This is a genomic window from Paracraurococcus lichenis (genome assembly GCF_030657435.1).
GTDB lineage: Bacteria > Pseudomonadota > Alphaproteobacteria > Acetobacterales > Acetobacteraceae > Paracraurococcus > Paracraurococcus lichenis.
In genome coordinates, this window is record NZ_JAUTWS010000012.1 from 1 (window position 1) to 22,970 (window position 22,970).

General features: G+C 73.5%; 22 protein-coding genes. 14 read left to right on the forward strand and 8 right to left on the reverse strand.

Features of this window, described 5'->3' with window-relative positions:
* Positions 1–270: 270 nt before the first annotated feature.
* The 3 genes from Q7A36_RS13995 (at position 271) to Q7A36_RS14005 (ending at position 3,327) form a co-directional block, all read left to right on the forward strand.
* Entirely contained in the window at positions 271–1,428 is a 1,158-nt protein-coding gene (locus tag Q7A36_RS13995; RefSeq protein WP_305104328.1) for a Re/Si-specific NAD(P)(+) transhydrogenase subunit alpha, read from the forward strand.
* 74 nt (positions 1,429–1,502) lie between these two features.
* Positions 1,503–1,916 (forward strand): NAD(P) transhydrogenase subunit alpha, encoded by a 414-nt coding sequence (locus Q7A36_RS14000; RefSeq protein ID WP_305104329.1) that lies wholly within the window; start codon positions 1,503–1,505, stop codon positions 1,914–1,916.
* Positions 1,917–1,920: 4 nt separating this feature from the next.
* Positions 1,921–3,327 (forward strand): NAD(P)(+) transhydrogenase (Re/Si-specific) subunit beta, encoded by a 1,407-nt coding sequence (locus Q7A36_RS14005; protein ID WP_305104330.1) that lies wholly within the window; start codon positions 1,921–1,923, stop codon positions 3,325–3,327.
* A 79-nt stretch (positions 3,328–3,406) separates the two neighbouring features.
* On the opposite strand, the gene Q7A36_RS14010 is transcribed toward Q7A36_RS14005, so the two are convergent.
* Both Q7A36_RS14010 and Q7A36_RS14015 read right to left on the reverse strand, forming a co-directional pair.
* Entirely contained in the window at positions 3,407–4,093 is a 687-nt protein-coding gene (locus tag Q7A36_RS14010) for an isochorismatase family protein (RefSeq protein ID WP_305104331.1), read from the reverse strand.
* Between the two features lie 61 nt (positions 4,094–4,154).
* A complete protein-coding gene (locus Q7A36_RS14015; RefSeq protein ID WP_305104332.1) occupies positions 4,155–4,820 on the reverse strand; it encodes a gamma-glutamylcyclotransferase in 666 nt (221 codons plus the stop codon).
* 100 nt (positions 4,821–4,920) lie between these two features.
* Between Q7A36_RS14015 and mgtA the strand changes: the two genes are divergently transcribed.
* From mgtA to Q7A36_RS14050, 7 genes are all read left to right on the forward strand, one after another.
* Positions 4,921–7,440, forward strand: a complete 2,520-nt coding sequence (mgtA, locus tag Q7A36_RS14020) for a magnesium-translocating P-type ATPase (RefSeq protein WP_305104333.1) — start codon at positions 4,921–4,923, stop codon at positions 7,438–7,440.
* 58 nt (positions 7,441–7,498) lie between these two features.
* The gene (locus Q7A36_RS14025; RefSeq protein ID WP_305104334.1) at positions 7,499–8,668 is read left to right on the forward strand and encodes an ABC transporter substrate-binding protein; all 1,170 of its coding nucleotides are present in this window, start codon (positions 7,499–7,501) and stop codon (positions 8,666–8,668) included.
* 220 nt (positions 8,669–8,888) lie between these two features.
* A complete protein-coding gene (locus tag Q7A36_RS14030; RefSeq protein ID WP_305104335.1) occupies positions 8,889–9,749 on the forward strand; it encodes a branched-chain amino acid ABC transporter permease in 861 nt (286 codons plus the stop codon).
* Positions 9,746–10,678 (forward strand): branched-chain amino acid ABC transporter permease, encoded by a 933-nt coding sequence (locus Q7A36_RS14035; protein ID WP_305104336.1) that lies wholly within the window; start codon positions 9,746–9,748, stop codon positions 10,676–10,678. The genes Q7A36_RS14030 and Q7A36_RS14035 overlap by 4 nt, the downstream gene beginning before the upstream one ends.
* Positions 10,675–11,427, forward strand: coding sequence for an ABC transporter ATP-binding protein (locus Q7A36_RS14040; protein ID WP_305104337.1), 753 nt, complete (start codon positions 10,675–10,677; stop codon positions 11,425–11,427). The genes Q7A36_RS14035 and Q7A36_RS14040 overlap by 4 nt, the downstream gene beginning before the upstream one ends.
* Positions 11,420–12,133 (forward strand): ABC transporter ATP-binding protein, encoded by a 714-nt coding sequence (locus Q7A36_RS14045; RefSeq protein ID WP_305104338.1) that lies wholly within the window; start codon positions 11,420–11,422, stop codon positions 12,131–12,133. Before Q7A36_RS14040 ends, Q7A36_RS14045 begins: the two co-directional genes overlap by 8 nt.
* Positions 12,134–12,158: 25 nt before the next feature.
* Positions 12,159–13,250, forward strand: a complete 1,092-nt coding sequence (locus tag Q7A36_RS14050) for a 5-methyltetrahydropteroyltriglutamate--homocysteine S-methyltransferase (RefSeq protein ID WP_305104339.1) — start codon at positions 12,159–12,161, stop codon at positions 13,248–13,250.
* Between the two features lie 64 nt (positions 13,251–13,314).
* Here Q7A36_RS14050 and Q7A36_RS14055 read toward each other — a convergent pair whose 3' ends face one another.
* Positions 13,315–14,091 (reverse strand): SDR family NAD(P)-dependent oxidoreductase, encoded by a 777-nt coding sequence (locus tag Q7A36_RS14055; RefSeq protein ID WP_305104340.1) that lies wholly within the window; start codon positions 14,089–14,091, stop codon positions 13,315–13,317.
* Positions 14,092–14,157: 66 nt separating this feature from the next.
* On the reverse strand, positions 14,158–14,388 hold the full coding sequence (locus tag Q7A36_RS14060; RefSeq protein WP_305104341.1) for a hypothetical protein: 231 nt from the start codon (positions 14,386–14,388) through the stop codon (positions 14,158–14,160).
* Positions 14,389–14,722: 334 nt separating this feature from the next.
* Here Q7A36_RS14060 and Q7A36_RS14065 point away from each other — a divergent pair, with 334 nt between their 5' ends.
* Positions 14,723–16,669, forward strand: coding sequence for an elongation factor G (locus tag Q7A36_RS14065; protein ID WP_305104342.1), 1,947 nt, complete (start codon positions 14,723–14,725; stop codon positions 16,667–16,669).
* Positions 16,670–17,029: 360 nt separating this feature from the next.
* Positions 17,030–18,217 (forward strand): glycosyltransferase, encoded by a 1,188-nt coding sequence (locus Q7A36_RS14070; RefSeq protein ID WP_305104343.1) that lies wholly within the window; start codon positions 17,030–17,032, stop codon positions 18,215–18,217.
* On the opposite strand, the gene Q7A36_RS14075 is transcribed toward Q7A36_RS14070, so the two are convergent.
* Genes Q7A36_RS14075 through Q7A36_RS14085 form a run of 3 tightly spaced genes read right to left on the reverse strand, consistent with a single transcriptional unit; the run spans position 18,138 to position 20,644 of the window.
* Positions 18,138–18,743 carry an SAM-dependent methyltransferase gene (locus tag Q7A36_RS14075; protein ID WP_305104344.1) on the reverse strand — a complete coding sequence of 202 codons (606 nt, stop codon included), beginning with the start codon at positions 18,741–18,743 and terminating at the stop codon, positions 18,138–18,140. The genes Q7A36_RS14070 and Q7A36_RS14075 overlap by 80 nt on opposite strands.
* On the reverse strand, positions 18,740–19,492 hold the full coding sequence (locus tag Q7A36_RS14080; RefSeq protein WP_305104345.1) for a PIG-L deacetylase family protein: 753 nt from the start codon (positions 19,490–19,492) through the stop codon (positions 18,740–18,742). The genes Q7A36_RS14075 and Q7A36_RS14080 overlap by 4 nt, the downstream gene beginning before the upstream one ends.
* A gap of 3 nt (positions 19,493–19,495) precedes the next feature.
* Positions 19,496–20,644, reverse strand: a complete 1,149-nt coding sequence (locus Q7A36_RS14085; protein WP_305104346.1) for an acyl-CoA dehydrogenase family protein — start codon at positions 20,642–20,644, stop codon at positions 19,496–19,498.
* A gap of 154 nt (positions 20,645–20,798) precedes the next feature.
* Between Q7A36_RS14085 and Q7A36_RS14090 the strand changes: the two genes are divergently transcribed.
* The gene (locus Q7A36_RS14090) at positions 20,799–22,001 is read left to right on the forward strand and encodes a CaiB/BaiF CoA transferase family protein (RefSeq protein ID WP_305104347.1); all 1,203 of its coding nucleotides are present in this window, start codon (positions 20,799–20,801) and stop codon (positions 21,999–22,001) included.
* Between the two features lie 93 nt (positions 22,002–22,094).
* Here Q7A36_RS14090 and rutC read toward each other — a convergent pair whose 3' ends face one another.
* Positions 22,095–22,481, reverse strand: coding sequence for a pyrimidine utilization protein C (gene rutC / locus Q7A36_RS14095; RefSeq protein WP_305104348.1), 387 nt, complete (start codon positions 22,479–22,481; stop codon positions 22,095–22,097).
* A gap of 151 nt (positions 22,482–22,632) precedes the next feature.
* Between rutC and Q7A36_RS14100 the strand changes: the two genes are divergently transcribed.
* A complete protein-coding gene (locus tag Q7A36_RS14100; RefSeq protein WP_305104349.1) occupies positions 22,633–22,911 on the forward strand; it encodes a hypothetical protein in 279 nt (92 codons plus the stop codon).
* Positions 22,912–22,970: the final 59 nt, after the last annotated feature.

The following is a 22,970-nucleotide window of genomic DNA, read 5'->3' on the forward strand; positions in this document are numbered from 1 at the left end:
GCCTTGCTGGACGCCTTGTCGGCGCGGGACCCGGGGCTGGACCAGGCCGTCGGGGCCGTGCGCGCGGGGCTGGCGGAGGTTCCGCCGCCCTGACGGATAGCGCTCGCCGGTGCCGGCCCGGGCGAGCCCGACAGATCGGTCGCCTGACCCGGCCCCATGGTCAGGCATTCGCGCAGGCTGTATCAGGCGGCCCTCCGCTGGTCGCCCCGTTCGGGGTTGCCCGCCTGCGAGCAAAACCGCATCTAGTCCGCGGAAGAGAGGGGACCCCGCATGCGTCTGGCTGTCCTGAAGGAACGCCGGCCGGCCGAGACTCGCGTCGCGGCCACGCCGGAGACGGTCAAGAAGTTCATCGGCCTCGGCTGCACCGTGGCCGTCGAGGCCGGTGCCGGCCTCGCCTCCGGCATCCCCGATGCCGATTATGCCGCGGCGGGCGCCGAGGTCGCGCCGGACGCCGCGGCGGCGCTTAAGGGCGCCGGCATCGTCCTCAAGATCCGCGCCCCGCTTGGCGCCGGGGAGGGGGCGGTGGATGAGCTCTCCCTGATCCCGCGCGGCGCCCTGGTCCTCGGCCAGCTCCAGGCCGACGAGGCCATGGCGCAGGCCTATGCCAAGGCCGGCATCGATGCCGGCGCCATGGAGCTTCTGCCGCGCATCACCCGCGCGCAGAGCATGGACATCCTCTCCTCCCAGGCGAACCTGGCGGGTTACCGCGCGGTGGTCGAGGCGGCCTCCGCCTTCGACCGCGGCTTCCCCATGCTGATGACCGCGGCCGGCACCATCTCGGCGGCCAATGTCTTCATCATGGGCGCCGGCGTCGCGGGGCTGCAGGCCATCGCCACGGCCCGCCGCCTCGGCGGCCGCGTCTCGGCGACCGATGTCCGACCGGCGGCGAAGGAGGAGATCAAGTCGCTCGGCGCCAGCTTCGTCGGCTACGAGTCCGAGGAGAGCAAGCAGGCCCAGACCGCCGGCGGCTATGCCAAGCAACTCTCGGCCGAGTTCTATGCCGAGCAGGCGAAGGTGGTCGCGACCCATATCGCCAAGCAGGACATCGTCGTCACGACGGCGCTGGTGCAGGGCCGCAAGGCGCCGCAACTGGTGACGGAGGCGATGGTGCGGTCCATGCGGCCGGGCTCCGTCATCGTCGATATCGCGGCCGATGCCGGCGGCAACGTGGCGCTGACCAAGCCGGGCGAGATGGTCGTGACCGAGAACGGCGTGAAGATCCTCGGCTTCCACAACTGGCCCGGCCGGATCTCCGGCGCCTCCTCCGCCCTCTTCGCGCGCAACCTGCTGACCTTCCTGACCACCTTCTGGGACAAGGAGGCGAAGGCGCCGAAGCTGCCGGCCGAGGACGAGATCGTGCGGGGCGTCATGCTCACCCGCGGCGGCGCCGTCGTCCATCCGAGCTTCGCGACCCAGAAGGCCGCCTGACGTGACCAACCCGATGCCGGCCCCGTGGCGCCCCGCGCCGCGACGGCCGGCAGTCTCGGAGGAGACATAGAGACATGAATCCGACCGACCTCGCCAACCAGGCGACGGCGACGGCGCAGCGTGCGCTCGAGCTGGCGCAGCAGGCGCGGCAGCTCGCCGAGACGCAGGTGGTGCCGGCCATCCAGCAGGGCGCCGCCGCGGCCGATCCCTTCCTCTTCCTGCTGACGATCTTCCTGCTGGCCTGCTTCGTCGGCTACTACGTCGTCTGGAACGTCACCCCGGCGCTGCACAGCCCGCTGATGGGCGTGACCAATGCCATCTCCTCGGTCATCGTCGTCGGCGCGATCCTGGCCGCCGGCACCGCCGACAACTGGGCGGCGCGGATCTTCGGCTTCCTGGCCGTGACCTTTGCCGCGGTGAACATCTTCGGCGGCTTCCTGGTCACGCGCCGGATGCTCGGCATGTTCCAGTCGAAGAAGAGGGGCTGACGCCATGGCGACGATCTCGACGCTGGCGTACCTAGTCGCGGCGGTCCTCTTCATCCTCGCGCTGCGCGGACTCTCCCATCCGACCAGCTCTCGCCAGGGCAATGTCTTCGGCATGGTCGGCATGGCGATCGCCATCCTGGCCACACTGTTCCGGCCGGGCATGGATGCCACCGGCATCGTGCTGATTCTGGCCGGCCTCGCCATCGGCGGCAGCGTCGGCGCGGTGGTGGCCAACCGCATCCAGATGACGGCGCTGCCGCAATTGGTGGCGGCTTTCCACTCCCTGGTCGGCATGGCCGCGGTCTTCGTCGCCGCGGCGGCCTTCTACAGCCCGCAGAGCTTCGGCATCGGCACGCATGGCGACATCCACACCCAGTCGCTGGTGGAGATGTCGCTGGGCCTCGCCATCGGCGCCATCACCTTCTCCGGCTCGGTGATCGCCTTCGCCAAGCTGGACGGCCGCATGTCCGGCGCGCCCATCCTGTTCAAGGGCCAGCATATGCTGAACGCCGCGCTCGGCGTGCTGCTGCTGGTGCTGATCGTCTCCTTCGTCGCCAGCGGCAGCCCGGTGCTGTTCTGGCTCATCGCCATCCTGTCCTTCGCGCTGGGCTTCCTGCTGATCATCCCGATCGGCGGCGCGGACATGCCGGTGGTCGTCTCCATGCTGAACAGCTATTCCGGCTGGGCGGCGGCGGGCATCGGCTTCACCATCGGCAACCTGCTGCTGATCGTGACGGGCGCGCTGGTCGGCGCCTCCGGCGCCATCCTGTCCTACATCATGTGCAAGGGCATGAACCGCAGCATCATCAACGTGCTGCTGGGCGGCTTCGGCACGGATACCTCGGCGGCCGGTGCCGCCGCCGGGGCCGGCGGCGACCGTGGCCCGGTCAAGGCCGGCAGCCCGGAGGATGCAGCCTTCATCATGAAGAACGCCGCCAAGGTCATCGTCGTGCCCGGCTACGGCATGGCGGTGGCGCAGGCGCAGCAGGTGCTGCGGGAGATGGGCGACCTCCTGAAGAAGGAAGGAGCGCAGGTGGAATACGCCATCCACCCCGTCGCCGGCCGCATGCCCGGCCACATGAACGTGCTGCTGGCCGAAGCGAACGTCCCCTACGAGGACGTCAAGGAGCTCGAGGAGATCAACCCCGAGTTCGCGGAAGCGGACGTCGCCTATGTCATCGGCGCCAACGACGTCACCAACCCGGCGGCCAAGACCGACAAGGCCAGCCCGATCTACGGCATGCCGATCCTCGACGTGGAGCGGGCGAAGACGGTCTTCTTCGTCAAGCGCGGCATGTCGAGCGGCTATGCCGGCGTCGACAACGAGCTTTTTTTTCGCCCGAACACCATGATGCTGTTCGGCGACGCGAAGAAGGTGACGCAGGAGATCGTGCAGGCGCTGCAGAAGTAGCGCCTGGACGGCGGCGCGCCGCAGAAGCGGCCTGCCCGGCTATCGGACAGGGGCGCCGCGGCGACGCGGCGCCCTTTTCTCAGGCCGCCTCGTTCGCTCCGAAGGCCGCCCGCAATTCCGCCGCGCTGGTCACCCAGCCGAAGAAGGCCTGCACGTTGAACTCGGTCGCTGCCTGCGCCCCCGGCCCGGCGGCCATGGTCGCGTCCGAGACCATGACCGGGAAGAACTCCCGGTGGTAGGCATCCCGGATCGTGCTCTCGACGCAGACATTGGTGGCGACGCCGATGACGACCAGCGTCCGGATCCGCCGCGCCTGCAGGACCTGCTCCAGCCCGGTGCCGGCGAAGCCGCTGTAGCGCGACTTCGCCACCACCACGTCGCCCGGCTCGGGCGTCAGTTCCGGCACGATCGCATGGTCCCAGGTGCCGTGGGTGATGAGCTTGCCGGCATAGGCCTCGTTCATGCGCATGAATTTCAGCGCATTCGACTTGTGCCAGACTGGCGCGGTCGGCGGCGCCTCCCGCTGGTCGGGCGAGAAGCCGTTCTGCAGGTAGATCACCGGAATGCTCGCGGCGCGGCAGGCAGCGATGGTCCGGGCGCATTCCTCGATCACCGGCGCCGCCCCGCTCACGTCGAACCCCACCAGGTCGAGATAGCCGCCCTTCGAGCAATAGGCGTTCTGCATGTCGACCACGATCAGCGCCGTCTCCTCCGGGACGACGCTGATCGGCTCGGGCCGGGCGGCAAGCTGGACGGTGCGGGGCATGGCGCTCTCCTCGACTGACCGCCCGGGCGAAGCAGCCCCCGTGCCAGAGCCAGGATGCCGATCAGCCGCAGGCCAGCAGCCGGCCCACCTGGCCGCAGAGCCGGTCCAGCAGCGCATCCTCCAGCCCCGCCCCCCGCAGGGTCTCCTGCGCCGAGAGGAGGTAGTCCGCATCCGGCCCGCTCGGCCCGACCGCCCGGGCGAGGATGCGCGCCTGCGTCGCCTCCGGCAGCGCGCCGGCATGCAGCGGATGCGCGGCATCGGCGACGAAGGTCAGCGCCCGTGCCGGCACGCCCTGCAGCCGCGGCACGGCGGTGACCCAGGCGGCGCGGTAGAAGCCCGGCCGCATCTCGTGCTGCCAGACCGGCCAGAGCGCCGCCGCATCGGGCAGGGTCAGCAGCAGCCCGTCGCAGCAGGCATCGGGTTCGGGCTCCAGGCCGAGCGTCAGGCCCGGCGCCTCCGGCACGCCGCGGTTGTGGATGTCCCGCAGGCTCCAGCGCCGCGCGAAGCCGCGGAGCCGGGCCGGCCGGGCCTCTGCGCCCGGCGCCACCGCGCGTTCCCACATCAGGGAGCCATAGGCGAAGACCCGCAGCGGGTCCCCGGCGCGATGGCCGCAGAGCGCGCCGCGCAGGCCGGCGCGGAGAAGCGCCTCGGACGCGGTCGGGGGTGGTTGCGGCGGGTGCCGGCTCTCCGGCAGGCGGCGCGCGATCAGCGCGCGGGTGAGGGGCATGGCGGCCCAACACGGCGCGAGCCGCGGCGTTCCGGCGATTTCCCTTGCACCCTGTGCCGGATCAAGGCGCTTTTGGCCCTGGCGTTCCATCCCGGGGACCATGCTGCACAGACCCGCCCCGTCCCGCCATGAGCATCCCCGTGAGGACCCCTTCTGGACCCGCCCGGCAGCGGCGCTGCTCGAGGGCCTCGGTACCTCGCCCGCCGGCCTGACGGAGGCGGAGGCGGCGCGGCGCCTCGCCGCGCAGGGCCGCAACATCGTGGCGGAGGGCGCGCCGGCCGCCCTCGCCCTGAAGGTCCTGCGGCGCCTGGTGGAGCCGCTGGTCGCCATCCTCATCGTCGCCGCGCTGGTCTCGGGCCTGACCGGCGACTGGCCCGGCTTCGGCATCATCCTCGGCATCGTCGGCATCTCGGTCGCCATGGACGTGTTGCAGGAGTACCGCGCGGAGCAGGCGGCGGCGCGGCTGCGCGACAGCGTCGCGGTCCGCGCCACGGTCCGGCGCGACGGCCGGGCGCGCCCGGTGCCGGTGGAGGATCTGGTCCCCGGCGATGTCGTGGACCTCGCCGCCGGCGCCCTGGTCCCGGCCGACGGGCTGGTCCTGGTGGGGGAGGGGGCGCATGCGAACGAGGCGCTGCTGACCGGCGAGCCCTATCCCGTCGCCAAGCGCCCCGGCCCCTGCGCCGGCACGACGCCGGCCGAGGCGGCCAATGCCCTCTTCGCCGGCACCGCCCTGGTGGCGGGCAGCGCGACCATGCTGGTGGTGGCCACCGGCCATGCCACGCGGCTCGGCGGCGTCGCCGCGGCGCTGGCGGCGCGGCGCCCGGCCACGGCCTTCGAGCGGGGGCTGCGCGGCCTCGGCCTGCTGATCCTGCGGCTGACCGCTTTCCTTGTGCTTTTCGTGCTGCTGGCGCATCTCGCCTTCCACCGGCCGGCGCTGGAAAGCTTCCTCTTCGCGGTCGCCCTCGCGGTGGGGCTGACGCCCGAACTGCTGCCGATGGTGACCACCGTCACGCTCTCGCGCGGCGCGCTGCGCATGGCGCGCAAGCAGGTCGTGGTGAAGCGGCTGGCGGCGATCCACGACCTCGGCGCCATGGACGTGCTCTGCACCGACAAGACGGGCACGCTGACCGAGGCGCGGATCGCGCTGGCCGATGCGACCTCGCCCGAGGTGCTGCGCATGGCGGCGCTGAATGCCGGCCTCGCCAGCGGGGTGCCGACGCCGCTGGATGCGGCGATCCTGGCGGCGCAGCCGGTGCCCCCGGGCTGGCGCGCCCTGGCCGAGGCGCCCTTCGGCTTCGAGCGCCGCCGCTCCTCCGTGCTGGTCGCGGGCGAGGGCCAAGGGGGGGCGACTCGCCTGCTGGTGGTGAAGGGCGCGCCGGAGGCGGTGCTGGCCGCCTGCACCCACGCCGAGGGCCGCGCCTTCGACCGCGCCGCCCTGCTGGCCGAGGCCGAGGCGCGCGGCGCGGAGGGGCTGCGGCTGCTCGGCATTGCGGTGCGGGCGGTGCCGGAGGGGGAGGCGGTGACGGGGCCGGAGGCGGAGCGCGACCTCGCCTTCCTCGGCTTCTGTGCCTTCCTCGATCCGCCGAAGCAGTCGGCCGCCGCGGCGGTGGCGCGCCTCGCTGCCCTGGGTATCCGCACCAAGATCGTCTCCGGCGACGCGGCGCCGGTGGTGCGGCACCTCGTCGCCGCCCTCGGCCTGCCAGCCGAGGGCCTGCTGACGGGCGAGGAGATCGCCCGACTCGACGATCACGCCCTCGCCGCGCGGGTCGAGCAGGTGGACCTCTATGCCCGCGTCTCGCCGGACCAGAAGCGGCGCATCCTGCTGGCCCTGAAGGCGCGCGGCCACACCGTCGGCTTCATCGGCGACGGCATCAACGATGCGCCGGCGATCCATGCCGCGGATGCCGGGATCTCGGTGCAGGAGGCGACCGAGGTGGCGCGCGCCGCGGCCGACCTGATCCTGCTGGCCCCCGACCTCTCCGTGCTGGCGGAGGGCGTGGAGGAGGGGCGGCGGACCTATGCGAACGTCATGAAATACGTCCGCATGGGCACGAGCAGCAATTTCGGCAACATGCTGTCCATGGCGGTGGCCTCCCTGGCCATCCCCTTCCTGCCGCTGCTGCCGGCGCAGATCCTGCTGAACAACCTGCTCTACGACCTCTCCGAGATCGGCATCCCCTTCGATGCGGTGGACCGGGAGGACCTCGCCGCGCCGCATGCCTGGGACATGCGGGCGGTGCTGCGCTTCACCCTGGTGATGGGGCCGCTCTCCTCGGTCTTCGACCTCGCCACCTTCGCCCTGCTGCTCTGGGGCTTCTCGGCTGCTCCCGAGGCATTCCGGACGGCCTGGTTCGTCGAGAGCATGGCGACGCAGATCCTGGTCATCTTCCTGATCCGCACCGCCGGCCCGGCCTGGCGGGCGGCATGGCCGCATCCGGTGCTGGCCGCGACCTCGCTCGGCGCGCTCGCCGCCGCGCTGGCCCTGGCGCTCGGCCCGGTGGCGCCGGTGCTGGGCTTCGCGCCCCTGCCGGGGCCGCTGCTGGCGGCACTGCTGGCGCTGGTCCTGCTCTACCTGGCGGCGGCGGAGCGGCTGAAGCGCATTGCCGTGCGCCGCGCGTAACCTCTTGCCCTCCACCCTTCCTCCGGCGAAAGAGACGCCCACGAAGAGGGGGGGACCCATGCTCGGACGAGTCTCGCGGCGCGGCATCCTGGCGGCGGGCGCCGCCACCCTGGCCTGCCCGGCCGTCGCCCAGGGCGCGGCGCTGCGCATCGGCCTCATCCTGCCCATGACCGGGCCCTTCGCCTCCACCGGGCGGCAGATCGACGCGGCGGTGAAGCTGTACCTGAAGCAGGCCGGCGAGACGCTCGGCGGCCGCAAGGTCGAGGTGCTGCTGCGCGACGACACCGGCACCGCGCCCGAGGTGACGCGCCGCCTGGCGCAGGAACTGGTGGTGCGGGAGAAGGTGCGGGCGCTGGCCGGCTTCGGCCTGACGCCGCTAGCCTTCGCCGCCGCGCCGGTCGCCACCGAGGCCAAGGTGCCGATGGTGGTCATGGCCGCCGCCACCAGCGTCATCGTCCAGCGCAGCCCCTTCATCCTGCGCACCAGCTTCACCCTGCCGCAGGTGACGGCGCCGATCGCCGACTGGGCGCTGAAGGACGGCATCAAGTCGGCCGCGACGCTGGTGACCGACTTCGCGCCCGGCCTCGACGCCGAGAAGGTGTTCAAGGAGCGCTTCACCGCCGGCGGCGGGCAGGTGGTCGAGGCGTTGCGCACGCCGCTGCGCAACCCGGACTACGCGCCCTTCCTGCAGCGGGTGCGGGATGCGAAGCCGCAGGCGCTGTTCATCTTCGTCCCCTCCGGGGAGGGTGCGGCCGTCATGAAGCAGTTCGCCGAGCGCGGTCTGGCCGCTGCCGGCGTGAAGCTGATCGGCACCGGCGACGTGGTGGACGACGACATCCTGAACGACATGGGCAGGCCGGCGCTCGGCGCCGTCACCAGCCACCACTACTCCGCGGCGCATGACAGCTCGGAGAACAAGGCCTTCACCGCGGCCTTCTTCGCCGCCAACCCGGCCATGCGGCCGAACTTCATGGCGGTCGGCGGCTGGGACGGCATGCACCTGATCGCCGAGGGGCTGAAGGCGACGAATGGCGCCGGCGAGGGCGAGGCGCTGCTGAACGCGATGAAGGGAAAGTCCTGGACCAGCCCGCGTGGGCCCATCACGATCGACGCCAGCACGCGCGACATCGTGCAGGACGTCTATATCCGCCGGGTCGAGGAGCGCGGCGGGCAACTCTGGAACATCGAGTTCGACCGCTTGCCGGCCGTGCGCGATCCGGGGACGTGAGCCGGCTGCCTGCGCGGGGTGGCCGCAGAGGGGGCGCTGCCCCCTCTGCACTCCCCCGCCGGGGGGTCAAGCGACCCCCCGGACCCCGGCGTAAGTTTATCGGCAGGCAGAGGCCCCCCAGCGGGGGGCCTCTGCCTGCCGGTGACTCACGGGATCCAAGGGCCTTAAGCCCTTGGCAGGGGGTGCAGGGGGACAGGGTCCCCCTGCGGGCCGCGCGCCCATGCTGACCGTCCTCGTCGACGGCATCGCCTCCGGCATGCTGCTCTTCGTGCTCGCGGTCGGGCTCTCCGTGACGCTCGGGCTGATGAACTTCGTCAACCTCGCGCATGGCGCCTTCGGCATGGCCGGGGGCTATGTCTGCGTGGTGCTGCTGAACCGGTTGGGCCTGCCCTTCCTGCTGTGCCTTGTCGCGGCGGCGGTCTTCGCCGCGGCGCTGGGCTTGGTGCTGGAGAGGGTGCTGTACCGCCGGCTCTATGGCCGCGACCATCTGGAGCAGGTGCTGTTCTCCATTGGACTCGTCTTCATCGCCGGCGCGGTTGTCGACTGGTTCATGGGCGCGCGGCAGCAGCTCATCACCCTGCCACCCTGGCTGAGCGGACGCATCGAGCTGGGCTTCGTCGGCATCGGCGTCTACCGGCTGTTCCTCATCGCGCTCTGCGGGCTGATCGTACTGGCGCTGCATCTCGGCCTGGTGCGGACGCGCTTCGGCAGCCGGCTGCGGGCCGCGGTCGATGATGCCGTCGTGGCGCGCGGCCTCGGCATCCCGGTGGAGCGGCTCTTCGCCGTGACCTTCGCGCTCGGCTCCGGCCTTGCCGGGCTCGGCGGCGCGCTGGGGGTGGAGGTGCTCGGCCTCGATCCCACCTTCCCGCTGAAATACATGGTCTACTTCCTGATCGTCGTGGCAGTGGGCGGGGCGAATACCGTCATCGGCCCCTTCCTCGCGGCGCTGCTGCTGGGCGTGGTGGATGTGGCGGGCAAATACTACGTGCCGCAACTCGGCGCCTTCGCCATCTACACGGCCATGGTCGTGCTGCTGATCCTGCGGCCGCAGGGCCTGCTGGCGAAGGCCGCGGCGCGATGAGGCTGGCGCTGGAAGCCGCGTTCTGGCTGCTGGCGCTGGCCAGCCACTGGCTGCTGCCAACGCAGTTGCCGCTGCTGAGCCAGGTCTGGATCGTCGCGCTCTTCGTCCTCTCGCTCGACCTGCTGGTGGGCTTCGCCGGCGTGCTGACGCTGGGCCATGCCGCCTTCTTCGGCCTCGGCGCCTATGCCGCCGGCATCCTGGCGCAGCAGGGCTGGGGCGAGCCGATCTCGGGCCTGCTGGTGGCGGCGGTGCTGGCGGCGCTGCTTGGCCTCGCCACCGCGCCGTTGGTGCTGCGGGGCGGCGACCTGCCGGCGCTGATGGTCACCCTCGGCCTGTCGCTCATGCTGGCGGAGGCGGCGAACAAGCTGCCCGGGCTGACCGGCGGCGCGGACGGGCTGCTCGGGGTGGAGATGTGGTCCATCCTCGGTCTCTTCCGCTTCGATCTCTTCGGCCATACGGCCTTCTTCTACAGCCTGGCCGTGCTGTTCCTGCTATTCCTGCTGGCGCGGCTCGTCACCGGCTCGCCCTTCGGCCTGGCGCTCCGCGGCATCCGCGGCAATGCGCGGCGCATGCCGGCGATCGGCACGCCGGTGCGGGCGCGGCTGGTCGCGGCCTATGCGCTCTCGGCCGCCTATGCCGGCGTCGCCGGGGCGCTGCTGGCACAGACCACGCAGTTCGTCTCGCTCGACGCGCTGTCTTTTCAGCGCTCGGCGGAAGGGCTGCTGATGCTGGTCCTCGGTGGTCTCGGCGGGCTCTACGGCGCCATGCTGGGTGCGGCGGCCTTCACCTTCGCCCATCATGTGCTGTCCGAGATGAGCCCGCTCTTCTGGCAGTTCTGGATCGGCGTGGCGCTGGTGGCGCTGGCGCTCGCCGGCCGCGGCGGGCTGCTGGGCCTCGGCGCGGCGCTGCTGCGGCGGGGGCGGGCATGACCGCGCTCTCGACCGAGGCGCTGACGCGCGACTTCGGCGGCTTCCGCGCGGTCGCCGGCGTGGACCTGGCGCTGGCCGAGGGGGCGCGGCATGCGGTCATCGGCCCGAACGGCGCCGGCAAGACCACGCTGGTCAACCTGCTGACCGGCGCGCTGCGCCCCACCGCCGGCCGCGTGCTGCTGGGCGGGGAGGAGGTCACCGCCCTGCCGATGCATGCCCGGGTGAAGCGCGGCCTGGCGCGGACCTTCCAGATCAACCAGCTTTTCCCCGAATTCACGCCGGAGCAGGCGGTCACGCTCGCGCTGCTGGAGCGCGAGGGTCTGACCGGGCGCTGGTGGCGCCCCGTCGCGGCGCATGCGGCGGTGCGGGCGGAGGCGCGGGCGCTGCTCGACAGCCTGCGGTTCACCGCCACAGAGATGCGGGCGGAGACGCACAGCCTGCCCTATGGCCGGCAGCGCCTGCTGGAGATCGCGCTCGCCCTGGCCCTGAAGCCCCGCGTCCTGCTGCTGGACGAGCCCGCCGCCGGCGTGCCGCCGGGCGAGAGCCGCGCGGTGCTGGACGCCGTCGCCGCCCTGCCGCGCGACGTGACGGTGCTGCTGATCGAGCACGACATGGACCTGGTCTTCCGCTTCGCCGAGCGCATCACGGTGCTCGCGCAGGGCGCCGTGCTGGTGGAGGGACCGCCGGCCGAGATCGCGCGCGATCCGCGGGTGCGCGAGGTCTATCTCGGCGAGGCCGCCCATGGCTGAGCCGCTGCTCGCGCTCCGGGGCGTCACTGCCGGCCATGGCGAGGCCGTGGTGCTGCACGACATCGCGCTGAGCGTCGCGCCGGGCGAGGCGGTAGCGCTGCTCGGCCGCAACGGCACCGGCAAGACCACGCTGATCACCACTGTCATGGGCGCCGGGCCGCGGCTGCGCGCCGGAACCCTCCGCTTCTCCGGCCAGGATCTCGCCCGGCTGCCGAGCGAGCGGCGCGCCGCGCTCGGCCTCGGCTGGGTGCCGCAGGAGCGGAACATCTTCCGCTCCCTCACGGTGGAGGAGAACCTGACCGCCGTCGCCCGCCCCGGCCCCTGGACGCTTGCGCGCGTGATCGACCTCTTCCCCCGCCTCGGCGAGCGGCGCCGCAACCTCGGCAGCGCGCTCTCGGGCGGGGAGCAGCAGATGCTCGCCATGGGCCGCGCCCTCATGCTGAACCCGCGCTTGGTGCTGCTGGACGAGCCGACCGAGGGCCTCGCGCCGGTGATCGTCCAGGGCCTGCTCGCTGCCATCCGCCGGATGGTGCGGGAGGAGGGGCTTGCGGCGATCATCGTGGAGCAGCATGCAAGGCTGGTGCTGCCCATCACCGACCGCGCCGTGATCCTCGATCGCGGCCGGATCGTCCATGAAGGCGACAGCGCCGCGCTGCTCGCCGCGCCGGAGGTGGCGGAACGCCATCTCGGGCTGAGCCATGTCTGACACTGCCCAACCCTGGGAGACCACGATGCCCAACGGCAAGCCCCCCTTCCGCGCCGACCATGTCGGCAGCCTGCTCCGCCCGGTCCCGCTGCGGGAGGCGCGCGCGGCCAAGGCGCCGGACCTGCGCGCCATCGAGGACGGCTGCATCCGCGACGCCATCGCCGAGCAGAAGGCGGTCGGCCTGAAGGCCGTCACGGATGGCGAGTACCGCCGCGCCTTCTGGCATTTCGACTTCCTGGCGAAGCTCGGCGGCGTCGAGATGTACGAGGCCGACCAGGGCATCCAGTTCGTGGGCGGCCAGACCAAGGCCTATGGCCTGAAGGTGACGGGCCCGATCCGCTACCAGGGCCATCCCTTCGTCGAGGACTTCAAATTCGTCGCCGCCAATGCCGGCGGCGCGGTGGCGAAGCAGACCATCCCGTCCCCCTCGGTGCTGCATTTCCGCGGCGGGCGTCGCGCCGTCGACACCCATACCTATCCCGACATGGCGGGTTTCTTCGCCGATCTCGGCGCCGCCTATGCCGCGGCCGTCAAGGACTTCGCGGCGGCCGGCTGCCGCTACCTGCAGCTCGACGAGACCAACATCGCCTATCTCTGCGACCCGGAGCAGCTCGCGCAGCTCAGGAACCGCGGCGAGCAGGTGGAGGGGCTGCTCGAGACCTACGCGCAGCTCATCAATACCGCCATCGCCGGCCGGCCGAGCGACATGGTGATCTCCATGCATCTCTGCCGCGGCAATTTCCGCTCCATGCACATCGCCTCGGGGGGCTACGACCCGGTCGCCGAGGTGCTGTTCAACGGCATCAACGTCGATGCGTATTTCATGGAGTATGACGACGAGCGTTCGGGCAGCTTCGCGCCGCTGCGCTTCCTGCCGAAGGGCAAGACGGTGGTGCTCGGCCTCGTGACCTCCAAGACCGGCGAGCTCGAGAGCAAGGACATGCTCAAGCGCCGGATCGAGGAGGCGGCGAAGCATGCGCCGCTCGACCAGCTTGCCATCAGCCCGCAATGCGGATTCGCCAGCACGGAGGAGGGCAACCTGCTGACCGTCGAGCAGCAATGGGCCAAGCTCCGCCTCTGCGTCGAGGTCGCCCGCGAGGTCTGGGGCGAAATCTAAGGGGGGTTCCAGGGGGGCTTCGCCCCCTGGCGGAGGGTGCAGGGAGGCAGCGCCTCCCTGCATCTCACAGGTGTTTGCCCCCGTCGACGAGTATGACGGTCCCGGTGGTCAGCCGAAGCTGCGTGACGGCCGCCATGACGGCCAGCGCGACGTCATCGGCTTCCGTCACGGTCCGGAGCGGTGAGGTGGCCGCCTGCTTCTCCACTGCCTCCCGGCTCCGCCCCGGCACGAAGTCGGTGGCGACGGCCGAGGGCGAGATGCCCACCACCCGGATCCCGTCCGGCCCCAGCACGCGCGCGAGCGAGACGCCGATCGTGTCCAGCGCCGCCTTGCTCGCCCCGTAGATGATGCTGCTGCCGGTGCCGGTGATGGCGGCGAGCGAGGAGATGTTGACGATCACCGCGTCGCCGCTGCGCTTCAGCAGCGGCGCGAAGGCGCGGATGGTGGCGAAGGGGCCGCGCACATTCGCCACTAGCACGCGGTCGATCAGCGCGTCGTCCAGCGCCTCGAGGTCGGCATGCGGCACGGCGCGCGTGGTCGCGGCCGAGTTCACCAGCACGTCGCAGCGGCCGAGCCGGGCCTCGACCTCGGCCGCGGCGCGCTTCAGCGCGGCGCTGTCCTCCATCGGCGTCTGTAGCGCGATATGGCCGCTGCCCGGCAATTCCCGCGCGAGCGCCGCGGCACGTTCGGCCCCGGCATTGTAGCCGATGGCCACCACCGCGCCCGCCTCGGCCATCCGCCGGGCAATCGCGGCGCCGATGCCGCTGCTGCCGCCTGTGATGACCGCGACGCGGTCCTTCAGGTCATACGCGCCGAGATTGCCCGGCTTCGTCTCCGCCATGGCCGTCCTCCTTTGATTGCCCTGCCGACTATCGGCGATGGCAGGGAAGGCGGACAGCCCGGCGGCTCAGTGTTCCTGCAGCAGCGGCAGGTGCGGCACCTCGGGCCCGCCATGGCGGCGGAGCGCGGCCAGGTTCACCGCCAGCGCGACTGTCACGGCCAGCACCGCCAGGAACAGGACCGGACCCGGCAGGAAGGCCAGCACCGTGAGGAGGATCGCGGCCCCGAGCAGGGTCACGATCAGGTTCGGGACGAAGGTCCCGGCCTGGTGGCCGGACATGGGCAGGTTCAGTCGCATGATGCACCTCGAAGGCTGCGCTGCTGCGATGCAGCAAAATACCTGTGGAGAAATGACGACTGCGGACCGAGCGGGCCCGCCGGCCGCGCGTGGTTTGCATCACCCTATGTTTACTGATGCGTTCATCCGCGGGCGGCCCGATCCGGGTGTGACAGCCCTGTGGCAATCCGGCCGCGAACCCCGCTAGGCTCGGCCCACGCGTGGTGCCCGGGTCCGTCCCGGCGGCGCCAGGACGCCCGCGTCCACCAAGGGTCCCAGGGAGACCCGGGCTGGCCGGCGGCGTCCGGCCTCGGTGCCGCTCCGGCCCGCCTGCAGAGCAGGAGGGCAAGACTCCATGCCAGACACCAACGGCAGATCACCCGGCGGGGCCAAGCCCCGTTCCGTCGCGCTCATCGGCCCGCAGGGGGCCGGGAAATCCGCGCTCTTCGACGCGCTCCTCGCCGCCGCCGGCGCGCCGCCCCGCCGCGGCGGCCCCCGCGGTATGGGCACCGAGCTTCGCCTCGCCCATGCCTCCCACAATGGCGACACCTGGTCGCTGCTGGACTGCCCCGGCTCGGTCGAATTCGCGCATGACGCCGCCTGCGCCGCCGCGGTCTGCGACCTCGCGGTCGTGGTGACCGAGCCCGCGCCGGGCCGCGCCGCCGTCCTCGGCCCCGTCTTCCGCATGCTGGAGGAGCGCGGCACCCCGACGATCGTCTTCGTCAACAAGATCGACCAGTTGAACGGCCGCGTCCGCGACACGCTCGCGGCCATGCAGGCCCAGACCAACCGCAAGCTGGTGCTGCGCCAGGTCCCGATCCGGGAAGGCGAGCAGGTCACCGGCTATGTCGACGTGGTCTCCGAACGCGCCTACCGCTACCGCCGCGGCGCCGCCTCCGAGCGCATCGCGCTGCCCGACGGCATCCGCGCGCGCGAGGCCGAGGCCCGGGCCGAGCTGCTGGAGGCGCTGGCCGACCACGACGACGCGCTGCTCGAGAAGGTGCTGGAGGACCTGGTGCCCGAGCCCGGCGAGATCTACCGCCCGCTGCACACGGCGGAGCTGTCGGGCGCCGTCGTCTCCGTCCTGCTCGGCGCGGCCGAGCACAACAACGGCATCCAGCGGCTCTGGAAGGCGCTGCGCCACGACGTGCCGGCGCCGGAGGAGACCGCAGCGCGCCGCGGCATCGCGCCGGAAGGCGCGCCTCTCGCCCAGGTCTTCCGCACGGTGCATGCCGGCCATGCCGGGCGCCTTTCCTGGGCCAGGGTCTGGCGCGGGCCGGTGAAGGACGGCGCCCAGCTCGACGGCCACCGGGTCGGCGGCATCCACCGCTTCCCGAACGGCGAGGCGCAGAAGGTGCCGGAGGCCCAGGCCGGCGAGATCGTCGCCCTCGGGCGCATGGAAGGCGTCACGACCGGGACGACGCTCGGCCAGGCGGAGGCGCTCGACTTCCCGAAGCCGGCCGAGCCCATCCATTCCCTCGCCGTGGTGGTGGAGGACCGCAAGGACGAGGTCCGTCTCTCCGGCGCGCTGCAGCGCCTGGCGGAGGAGGACCCGTCGCTGACGGTGGTGCTGGACCCGGAGAGCGGCCAGACCGTGCTGCACGGCCAGGGCGAGCTGCATCTCCGCGCGGCGCTGGACCGGCTGGCCGCGGCCTCGGGCGTGAAGCTGCGGACGGTGCGGCCGCAGGTCCCCTACCGCGAGACCATCCGCCACGCCGTCACCCAGCATGGCCGCCTCAAGCGCCAGACCGGCGGCCATGGCCAGTTCGCCGATGTGAAGATCCGGATCGAGCCGCGCGGCCGCGGCGAGGGCTTCGCCTTCGCCGAGGAGGTGGTGGGCGGCGCCGTGCCCCGCCGCTTCATCCCCGCCGTGGGCGAGGCCGCCGAGGAGGCGACGAAGAAGGGCCCGCTCGGCCACCCCGTCGTGGACGTGGCGGTGACGCTGCTCGATGGCGGCTTCCACTCGGTGGACAGCAGCGACATGGCCTTCGCCACGGCGACGCGCATGGCGATGCAGGAAGGGCTGGCCAAGGCCGAGCCGGTGCTGCTGGAGCCGGTGCATGCCGTGACCGTCACCGTGCCGGCGGAATACACGCCGAACGCGCAGCGCCTGCTGACCGGGCGGCGCGGCCAGATCCTCGGCTATGCCGCGAAGGAGGGCTGGGAAGGCTGGGATTGCGTCGAGGCGCTGGTCCCGGCGGCCGAGCTGCAGGACCTGGTCATCGAGCTGCGCAGCCAGACCCAGGGCCTCGGCAGCTACACGCACCGCTTCGACCACCTGGCGGAGGCGCGGCACCGGTAACGCGCGGGGGCGGTCCCGGCGCATCGAGCGTCGGGCCGTGCTCGCGCCGGTCAAGGCCAGGCCGCGCTCCGCGCGGGGCGGCTGCGCCGCCGCCTTGACCGCCGCTGCGCGCGGCCCGTTGGGGGACCCCAGGCCGGGACGGGGAAACGGCCCTTTCCGGCCGAACAGGGAAACAGGGGTTTTCCAGGACCGGGCGGTCAGCCATCGCCCGGCCCATGCCCTGGCGCTGGGGAGGAGGGTCGGGATCCGGGCGCCTGGTGCAAAGCGAGCGTCAGGCGCCTGACACTGTGATCGCCCGCGGCGCCCGCGCCGACCACGAAATGGGAACGGCGATGACCGGCGCACCGTTCTGCCGGCACGATGACTGCCCCGCCCGCGGCGCTCGCCGCCCTCTCGGCGATGCGCGGCGCCGCGCTGCGGACCGTGATCGCCATTCCTGCCCGCGACGAGGCCGACTGCCTCCCCGCCTGCCTCGCCGCCCTGGCCGCCCAGCGGCCGGCCGAGGCGCTCGCCGGCACCGCCGTCCTGCTGCTCGCCAACAACTGCAGCGACGGCACCGCGGCCGCCGCCCGCGCCATGGCGCCGGACCTGCCTTTCCCGTTGGTCGTGCTGGAGGCCGCCCTGCCGCCCGGCCGCGCCCATGCCGGCGGCGCCCGCGCCGCGGCCATGGAGGCCGCCGCCGCCTTGCTCGGCGAGGTGCCGGGCGGCGCCCTGCTCTGCACCGATGCCGATGCGCGGCCGGAGCCGGGCTGGCTGGCCGCCAACCTCGCCGAACTCGCCGCCGGCGCCGACGCCGTGGCCGGCGCCGTCCTGCCCGACCCGGCCGAGGCCGCGCGCCTGCCCGCCACGCTCCGCCGCCGCGAGGCCGAGGAGGCCCGCTACGCCGCCCTGCTCGACGAAATGGCGGCGCGCATCGACCCCATCGCGCATGATCCCGGGCCGACGCACGGCACGCATTCCGGCGCCTCCATCGCGCTGCGGCTCGCGGCCTGGCGCGCCGTCGGCGGCATCCCCCTGGTCCCGCGCGGGGAGGACCGGGCGCTCTTCGCCGCGCTCGCTCGCAGGGATGCCCGCATCCGGCACAGCGAGGCGGCGCGGGTGCTGGTCTCCTGCCGGCTCGACGGCCGGGCCGGCGGCGGCATGGCGGCGACGCTGCGCCGGCGCCTGGCCGATCCCCACGCGCTGGTGGACGACCGGCTGGAGCCCGCCCGCCGCGCCTGGCTGCGCCTCCGCACCCGCCGCGCGTTGCGGCTGCTGCGGGCCGGGGCGCCGCGGCCGGGCAACCCGCTGCGGTTACAGATCGCCCTCGGCATTGCGCCTGCCGCCATGCGGCGCGTGCTCTCGGCGTCGAGCTTCGGCCTGGCCTGGGAAGCGCTGCAGGCCGCGACGCCGGCGCTGCGCCGGGTGCCGCTCGACCCCGCCGCCCTGCCGCGCGAGACGGCGATCGCCGCAGCGATCCTCGCCGCCGTCAGGGCGACGGATCTGGCCCGGAACCTTGCCGTCCCAGCAGATCCAGCCGGTAGCGCGCGGCCCGCTGCTGCCGGATGACGGGCAGGCCGGCAGCGGCGATGAAGCCCTCCGTCGCCGCATCGCCCGAGAGGGGGTAGTCGGTCTCTTCAGTCCAGTGGACCAGCAGCGCCTCGCCGCCCGGCGTCAGCGACTCCGCGACGCGGCGGGCGAGGCGCGCGCCGTCCGCGGCGTCGAGGTAGTAGACCACCTCGGAGAGCAGGATCAGGTCGAAGCGCCCTTCCGGCCAATCCGCCGGCACGGCCATGCGCCGGAAGGCGACCTTCGGCAGCCCGGCGCAGCGCGCCTGCGCGGCGGCGAGCGGCGCCTCGGCCGCATCCACCGCCAGCAGGGCATCGCAGCGCGCGGCAAGCTGCGCGGTCAGCACGCCGATGGAGCAGCCGATCTCGAAGGCACGGCCGTAGCGCGGGCGCGGCAGGGCGGCGATGGTCGCGGCATATTTGTCGCGCTCGTAGTCGCTGCTGGCGAAGCGCCAGGGGTCGGGGTCGGCGGCATAGAGCGCCTCGAAATAGCCGGGCGGCAGCGTGCGCTCCGCGCGGCGGCTCATGGCGTCTCGTCCAGCAGGATCTCGTAGTCCCGCTCGGCGAGCGCCAGCATCTCGGGCAGGAGCTGGAAGGCGGTGGGATCGCCGAGCCGGTCGCTGTGCTGGGAACGGTGCGCCGCGATCGCGCGGCGCTTCGCCTCCAGCACAGGGCCGATCTCGAAGCGATGGCCGCGCGGCGGGCCGGGCAGCTCGGGCGGGGTGCCGAGGGGGAAGCCGCGCAGGGGGCAGGCATAGCCCCAGCCCCAGACGGGATAGGCCAGCAGCCGCGTGCCGGGCAGGCGGCGCACCACGGCCTCGGCCATGGCGGAGCTCGCCTGGTGGTCGCGGTGCGGGTCGTGCTTCCAGGTGCAGAGCAGCGCGCTGGGCGGCGGCACGGCGAGGGCCAGCACGGCCGCGACCGCGGCCTCGAATTCCGGGCCTTCGCCGGGCACGGCGGTGTCGCGCAGCCGCAGGAAATGCACCGCCTCCGGCCCCAGCCCGAGCGCCGCGGTGGCGGCCAGCGCCTCCGCCTCCCGCACCGCCTGCACGCGGGCCGGCGGCAGGCCGGGATGCGAGCCGCTGCCGTCGCTCATGATCACCACCCGCACCGGCAGCCCGGCCGCGACGGCGGCGGCGACCAGCCCGCCGCAGCCGATCGACTCGTCGTCCGGATGCGGCGCCAGCACCAGGGCGCCGCGGGGCCCGAGGACCGCGCGCGGGTCCTCGGTCGCGGGCAGCGCCTCGGCGGCGCGGAGGAAGGCTGCGGCGTCCATGGCTCAGTCCCAGAGGTCACCGAAGGCGGCATGCGCGGCCAGCACATGCGCCGCGGCGCCGGCCAGGGCCCGGTCCGGCCCGGGCTGGCGGAGATAGGTGGAGAGGTCGCGGGCGATCCGCTCGGCGTCATGCGGCCGCAGGAAGGCCTGCAACCCGATGCTGCGCTCGGTCAGCGCCAGCGCCTCCATGGCCACCCGCTCCACCGCGGTGCGCGCGAGGCCGACGAAGGCGACGGCTGCCTCATCCGCGTCCTCCGCCTCGGCGCGGAGCGCCGCGGCCTCGACCCAGAGGCGGGCGGTCTGGGCCTGCATCGCCACCTCGCCGAGGCGCGCCGCCTGCATCGGATCGCCGCCGCGGCCGAGGCGGTTCAGGTGTGCCCGCAGCGCCTCGGCCAGGGCCTCGATCCCGCCGGCCTGCACGGCGGCGAAGCGCCAGGCGCCGGCGGCGAAGTCGGGCGGCGCCTCATAGGCGCCGGGCGGGCCGACCAGCGCCGCCTCCGGCAGCACCAGGCCCGAGACATCCACCGCGCCGCTGGCCGAGGCGCGCATGCCCTGCGCCGTCCAGCCGGAGAGGTCGGCCCGCTCCCCCGGCGCGAGCGGCACCAGCACCAGGCGCGTCGGCTCGCCCGGCCGCTCCACCGCCGTGACCAGCGCGCGGTCCACGCTGCCGGCGCCGGAGCAGAGCACCTTGCGGCCGAGGAGCCGGACGCCCTCCGCCACGCGCTCGATCCGGAGCGGCGGCTCGCCCGGCGCGCCGGTGTTCCAGACCGCGAAAAGCCGCCCGGCCCGCGCATCCCGCGCCGCCGCCTGCCGCTGCGCCGCATCGCCATGCGCCAGCACCAGGCGGAGCGCGTTCACATGCCCCTCCCAGAGCCGCCCGAGCGGGAGGCTGGCGCGGCCGATGAGCCGCAGCGCGGTGCAGAGCGCCGCCGCCCCGGCCGGCTCGGTCCCGAGGCCATGCCCGCCCATGGCTGGCGGCAGCGGCGCGGCCAGCAGCCCGGCCTCGCGCAGCGCCGCGACATCCTCCGCCGGGAAGGCGCCGTCCGCGTCGCGCGCCGGGGCGCGGGCGGCGATGCCGGGCAGGGCGCGGCGCAGGGCAGCCAGGAGGGCAGGGGCGTCGGCCGGGGGGATCGGGGGCGAAAGATTCGACATGCGCGGCCGCAACGGCCGGGCCGCCCGCCGGTTGCGCCGCGGCCGACGCGGGTCGCGCCGCGGGTTGACCCCTCCCGCCCCGCCGCGCAGCCTTGCGCGACGCAACGAGGGGGAAACGCAGGATGCCGCATCGCCGCCGGGGGCAGGCCTGACCATGGGCGCCGGGCCGCTCGCGGGCATCCGCGTGCTCGACCTCACCACCGTGCTGGTCGGGCCCTATTGCACCCAGGTCCTCGCCGAGATGGGCGCCGAGGTGACCAAGGTGGAGGCGCCGGAGGGCGACGTGGTGCGCCTGATCGGCCCCGGCCGCAGCCCCGGCATGGGCTGCATGTTCCTCACCATCAACCGCGGCAAGCGCAGCCTCGTCCTCGACCTGAAGACGCCCGAGGGGCGGGCGGTGCTGCTGCGGCTCGCGCAGTCCGCCGAGGTGCTGGTCACCAATATCCGTCCGGCTGCCATGGCGCGGCTCGGCCTCGACTGGCCGGCGCTGCGGGCGGCGAATCCGCGCCTCGTCTATGCCGCGGTGCTCGGCTATGCCCAGGACGGTCCCTATGCCCCGCGCCCGGCCTATGACGACCTGATGCAGGGCGCCGCCCTCATCGCCGCGCTGAACGCACGGGTGAACGGCGGCGAGCCGCGCTATGTGCCGCTGGCCATGGCGGACCGCATCACCGGCCTGATGGCCGCGAGCGCGATCAATGCCGCCCTGGTCCACCAGGCCCGCACCGGCGAGGGGCAACTGGTCCAGGTGCCGATGTTCGAGACGATGCTCAACTTCGTCCTCGGCGACCATCTCGGCGGCAAGGTCTTCGACCCGCCGCTCGATGCCGGCGGCTATGGACGGCTGCTCTCGCCCGACCGCCGGCCCTACCGGACGAAGGACGGCTTCGTCTGCACCATGATCTACAACGACCGCCAATGGCGCGCCTTCTGCGCCGCCGTCGGCTGGCCCGACCTGGTCTCGACCGACCCGCGCTTCGCCAGCCATGCCACCCGCACGCGCCATATCGACGAGGTGCTGGGGCTGCTGGCGCGGGAGTTCCTCACCCGCAGCACGGCCGAATGGCTGGACCTGCTGGAGCGGGCGGACCTGCCGGTGACGCCGGTCCACACCCTCGAGAGCATCTTCGAGGACCCGCATTTGCTGGCCACCGGCTTCTTCCAGGCCGAGGACCATCCGACGGAAGGGCGGACGCTCCGCATGGCCGCGCCCGTGCGCTTCTCCGCCACGCCCGCGGGCGAGCGGGCGCCGGCGCCGCGGCTCGGTGCCGACAGCGCCGCGATCCTGGCCGAGGCCGGCTATGCCGAGGCCGAGATCGCGGCGCTGGTCTCGGCCGGCGCGGTGCGGGCCGGCTGAGCCCCGACCGGGGCGAGGTGCCTCGGGGCGTCCCGGCGATGCGGCGCAGGCGTCTCGGCGGGCCGGCCTCCGGGCCTTCGCGGCCCTGCCGCCTCAGCCCGGCAGGTGCGCGACGGCCGAGATCTCCACCAGGAATTCCGGCCGCACCAGGCCGCATTGGATGCACCAGCGCGCCGGCGGCTCGCTCGGGAAGTATTCCTTGTAGACGGCGTTCATGGCCGGGTAATGCGCCATGTGGGAGAGGAAGATGTTGCAATAGGCGACGTCCTGCATGGTGCCGCCGCCGGCCTCGACGATCGCCTTGATGGCTTCCAGCACCGCGCGGGTCTGCGCGCCGGCATCGCCCGCGCCGACCACCTGCCCCGCCGCATCCAGCGCCAGGATGCCCGAGACGTAGATCGTGTTGCCGGCCTTCACGCCCGGCGAATAGGGCGCCAGCGGCGGCGCGGAGCCCGGCGGGATGATCGGGGTCTTCGGCATGGCGGTGCTGCCTCCTTCCATGGGCGTGCAAGGCGAGCATGGCTGCTGCGCCGCAGCAAGCGCGCCGGTGCGAAGAGGAGGGCAGCCGACACGGGCGGCGAACCGCCGCCGCGCAACCGGCGTTGCGCCCCCGACGGCAGCGGAGGGCGGCATGCGGCGAGCGGGGCGATGGATGGCGGCGCTGGCGATGCTGCCCGGCTGCGCCCTGGCGCAGGCCGACCGGCCGCCCGCACCCCTGCCGCCCGCCCGGCCGGAGGCGCCGCAGGTCGCGCCCCCGCCCGCCGCCGCGCCGGCCCCGGGCGTGATCCGCCCGCCGGCGGGCGTCGATCCCGGCATCCGGGCCCCCGCGCCGGTGCCGGCCCCCGGCACCACGCCGGTGATCCCGCCGCCCGGCACCCCCGGCGGCGACCGCCGGGTGGAGCCACGCTGACCGCCCGCGGACGGGGCGGCGTTACCAGGACTTAAGCCAGCGCATGCGATCCTGGCCGG

Bases quoted from the DNA above. Each gene is read 5' to 3' on its own strand.
- Q7A36_RS14025 (WP_305104334.1), top strand. From the start codon at position 7,499: ATGCTCGGACGAGTCTCGCGGCGCGGCATCCTGGCGGCGGGCGCCGCC.
- mgtA (WP_305104333.1), top strand. From the start codon at position 4,921: ATGCTGCACAGACCCGCCCCGTCCCGCCATGAGCATCCCCGTGAGGAC.
- Q7A36_RS14060 (WP_305104341.1), bottom strand. From the start codon at position 14,388: ATGCGACTGAACCTGCCCATGTCCGGCCACCAGGCCGGGACCTTCGTC.
- Q7A36_RS14055 (WP_305104340.1), bottom strand. From the start codon at position 14,091: ATGGCGGAGACGAAGCCGGGCAATCTCGGCGCGTATGACCTGAAGGAC.
- Q7A36_RS14045 (WP_305104338.1), top strand. From the start codon at position 11,420: ATGGCTGAGCCGCTGCTCGCGCTCCGGGGCGTCACTGCCGGCCATGGC.
- Q7A36_RS14005 (WP_305104330.1), top strand. From the start codon at position 1,921: ATGGCGACGATCTCGACGCTGGCGTACCTAGTCGCGGCGGTCCTCTTC.
- Q7A36_RS14050 (WP_305104339.1), top strand. From the start codon at position 12,159: ATGCCCAACGGCAAGCCCCCCTTCCGCGCCGACCATGTCGGCAGCCTG.
- Q7A36_RS14080 (WP_305104345.1), bottom strand. From the start codon at position 19,492: ATGGACGCCGCAGCCTTCCTCCGCGCCGCCGAGGCGCTGCCCGCGACC.
- Q7A36_RS13995 (WP_305104328.1), top strand. From the start codon at position 271: ATGCGTCTGGCTGTCCTGAAGGAACGCCGGCCGGCCGAGACTCGCGTC.
- Q7A36_RS14035 (WP_305104336.1), top strand. From the start codon at position 9,746: ATGAGGCTGGCGCTGGAAGCCGCGTTCTGGCTGCTGGCGCTGGCCAGC.
- Q7A36_RS14100 (WP_305104349.1), top strand. From the start codon at position 22,633: ATGCGGCGAGCGGGGCGATGGATGGCGGCGCTGGCGATGCTGCCCGGC.
- Q7A36_RS14000 (WP_305104329.1), top strand. From the start codon at position 1,503: ATGAATCCGACCGACCTCGCCAACCAGGCGACGGCGACGGCGCAGCGT.
- Q7A36_RS14015 (WP_305104332.1), bottom strand. From the start codon at position 4,820: ATGCCCCTCACCCGCGCGCTGATCGCGCGCCGCCTGCCGGAGAGCCGG.
- Q7A36_RS14075 (WP_305104344.1), bottom strand. From the start codon at position 18,743: ATGAGCCGCCGCGCGGAGCGCACGCTGCCGCCCGGCTATTTCGAGGCG.
- Q7A36_RS14085 (WP_305104346.1), bottom strand. From the start codon at position 20,644: ATGTCGAATCTTTCGCCCCCGATCCCCCCGGCCGACGCCCCTGCCCTC.
- Q7A36_RS14065 (WP_305104342.1), top strand. From the start codon at position 14,723: ATGCCAGACACCAACGGCAGATCACCCGGCGGGGCCAAGCCCCGTTCC.
- Q7A36_RS14070 (WP_305104343.1), top strand. From the start codon at position 17,030: ATGACTGCCCCGCCCGCGGCGCTCGCCGCCCTCTCGGCGATGCGCGGC.
- rutC (WP_305104348.1), bottom strand. From the start codon at position 22,481: ATGCCGAAGACCCCGATCATCCCGCCGGGCTCCGCGCCGCCGCTGGCG.
- Q7A36_RS14030 (WP_305104335.1), top strand. From the start codon at position 8,889: ATGCTGACCGTCCTCGTCGACGGCATCGCCTCCGGCATGCTGCTCTTC.
- Q7A36_RS14090 (WP_305104347.1), top strand. From the start codon at position 20,799: ATGGGCGCCGGGCCGCTCGCGGGCATCCGCGTGCTCGACCTCACCACC.
- Q7A36_RS14040 (WP_305104337.1), top strand. From the start codon at position 10,675: ATGACCGCGCTCTCGACCGAGGCGCTGACGCGCGACTTCGGCGGCTTC.
- Q7A36_RS14010 (WP_305104331.1), bottom strand. From the start codon at position 4,093: ATGCCCCGCACCGTCCAGCTTGCCGCCCGGCCCGAGCCGATCAGCGTC.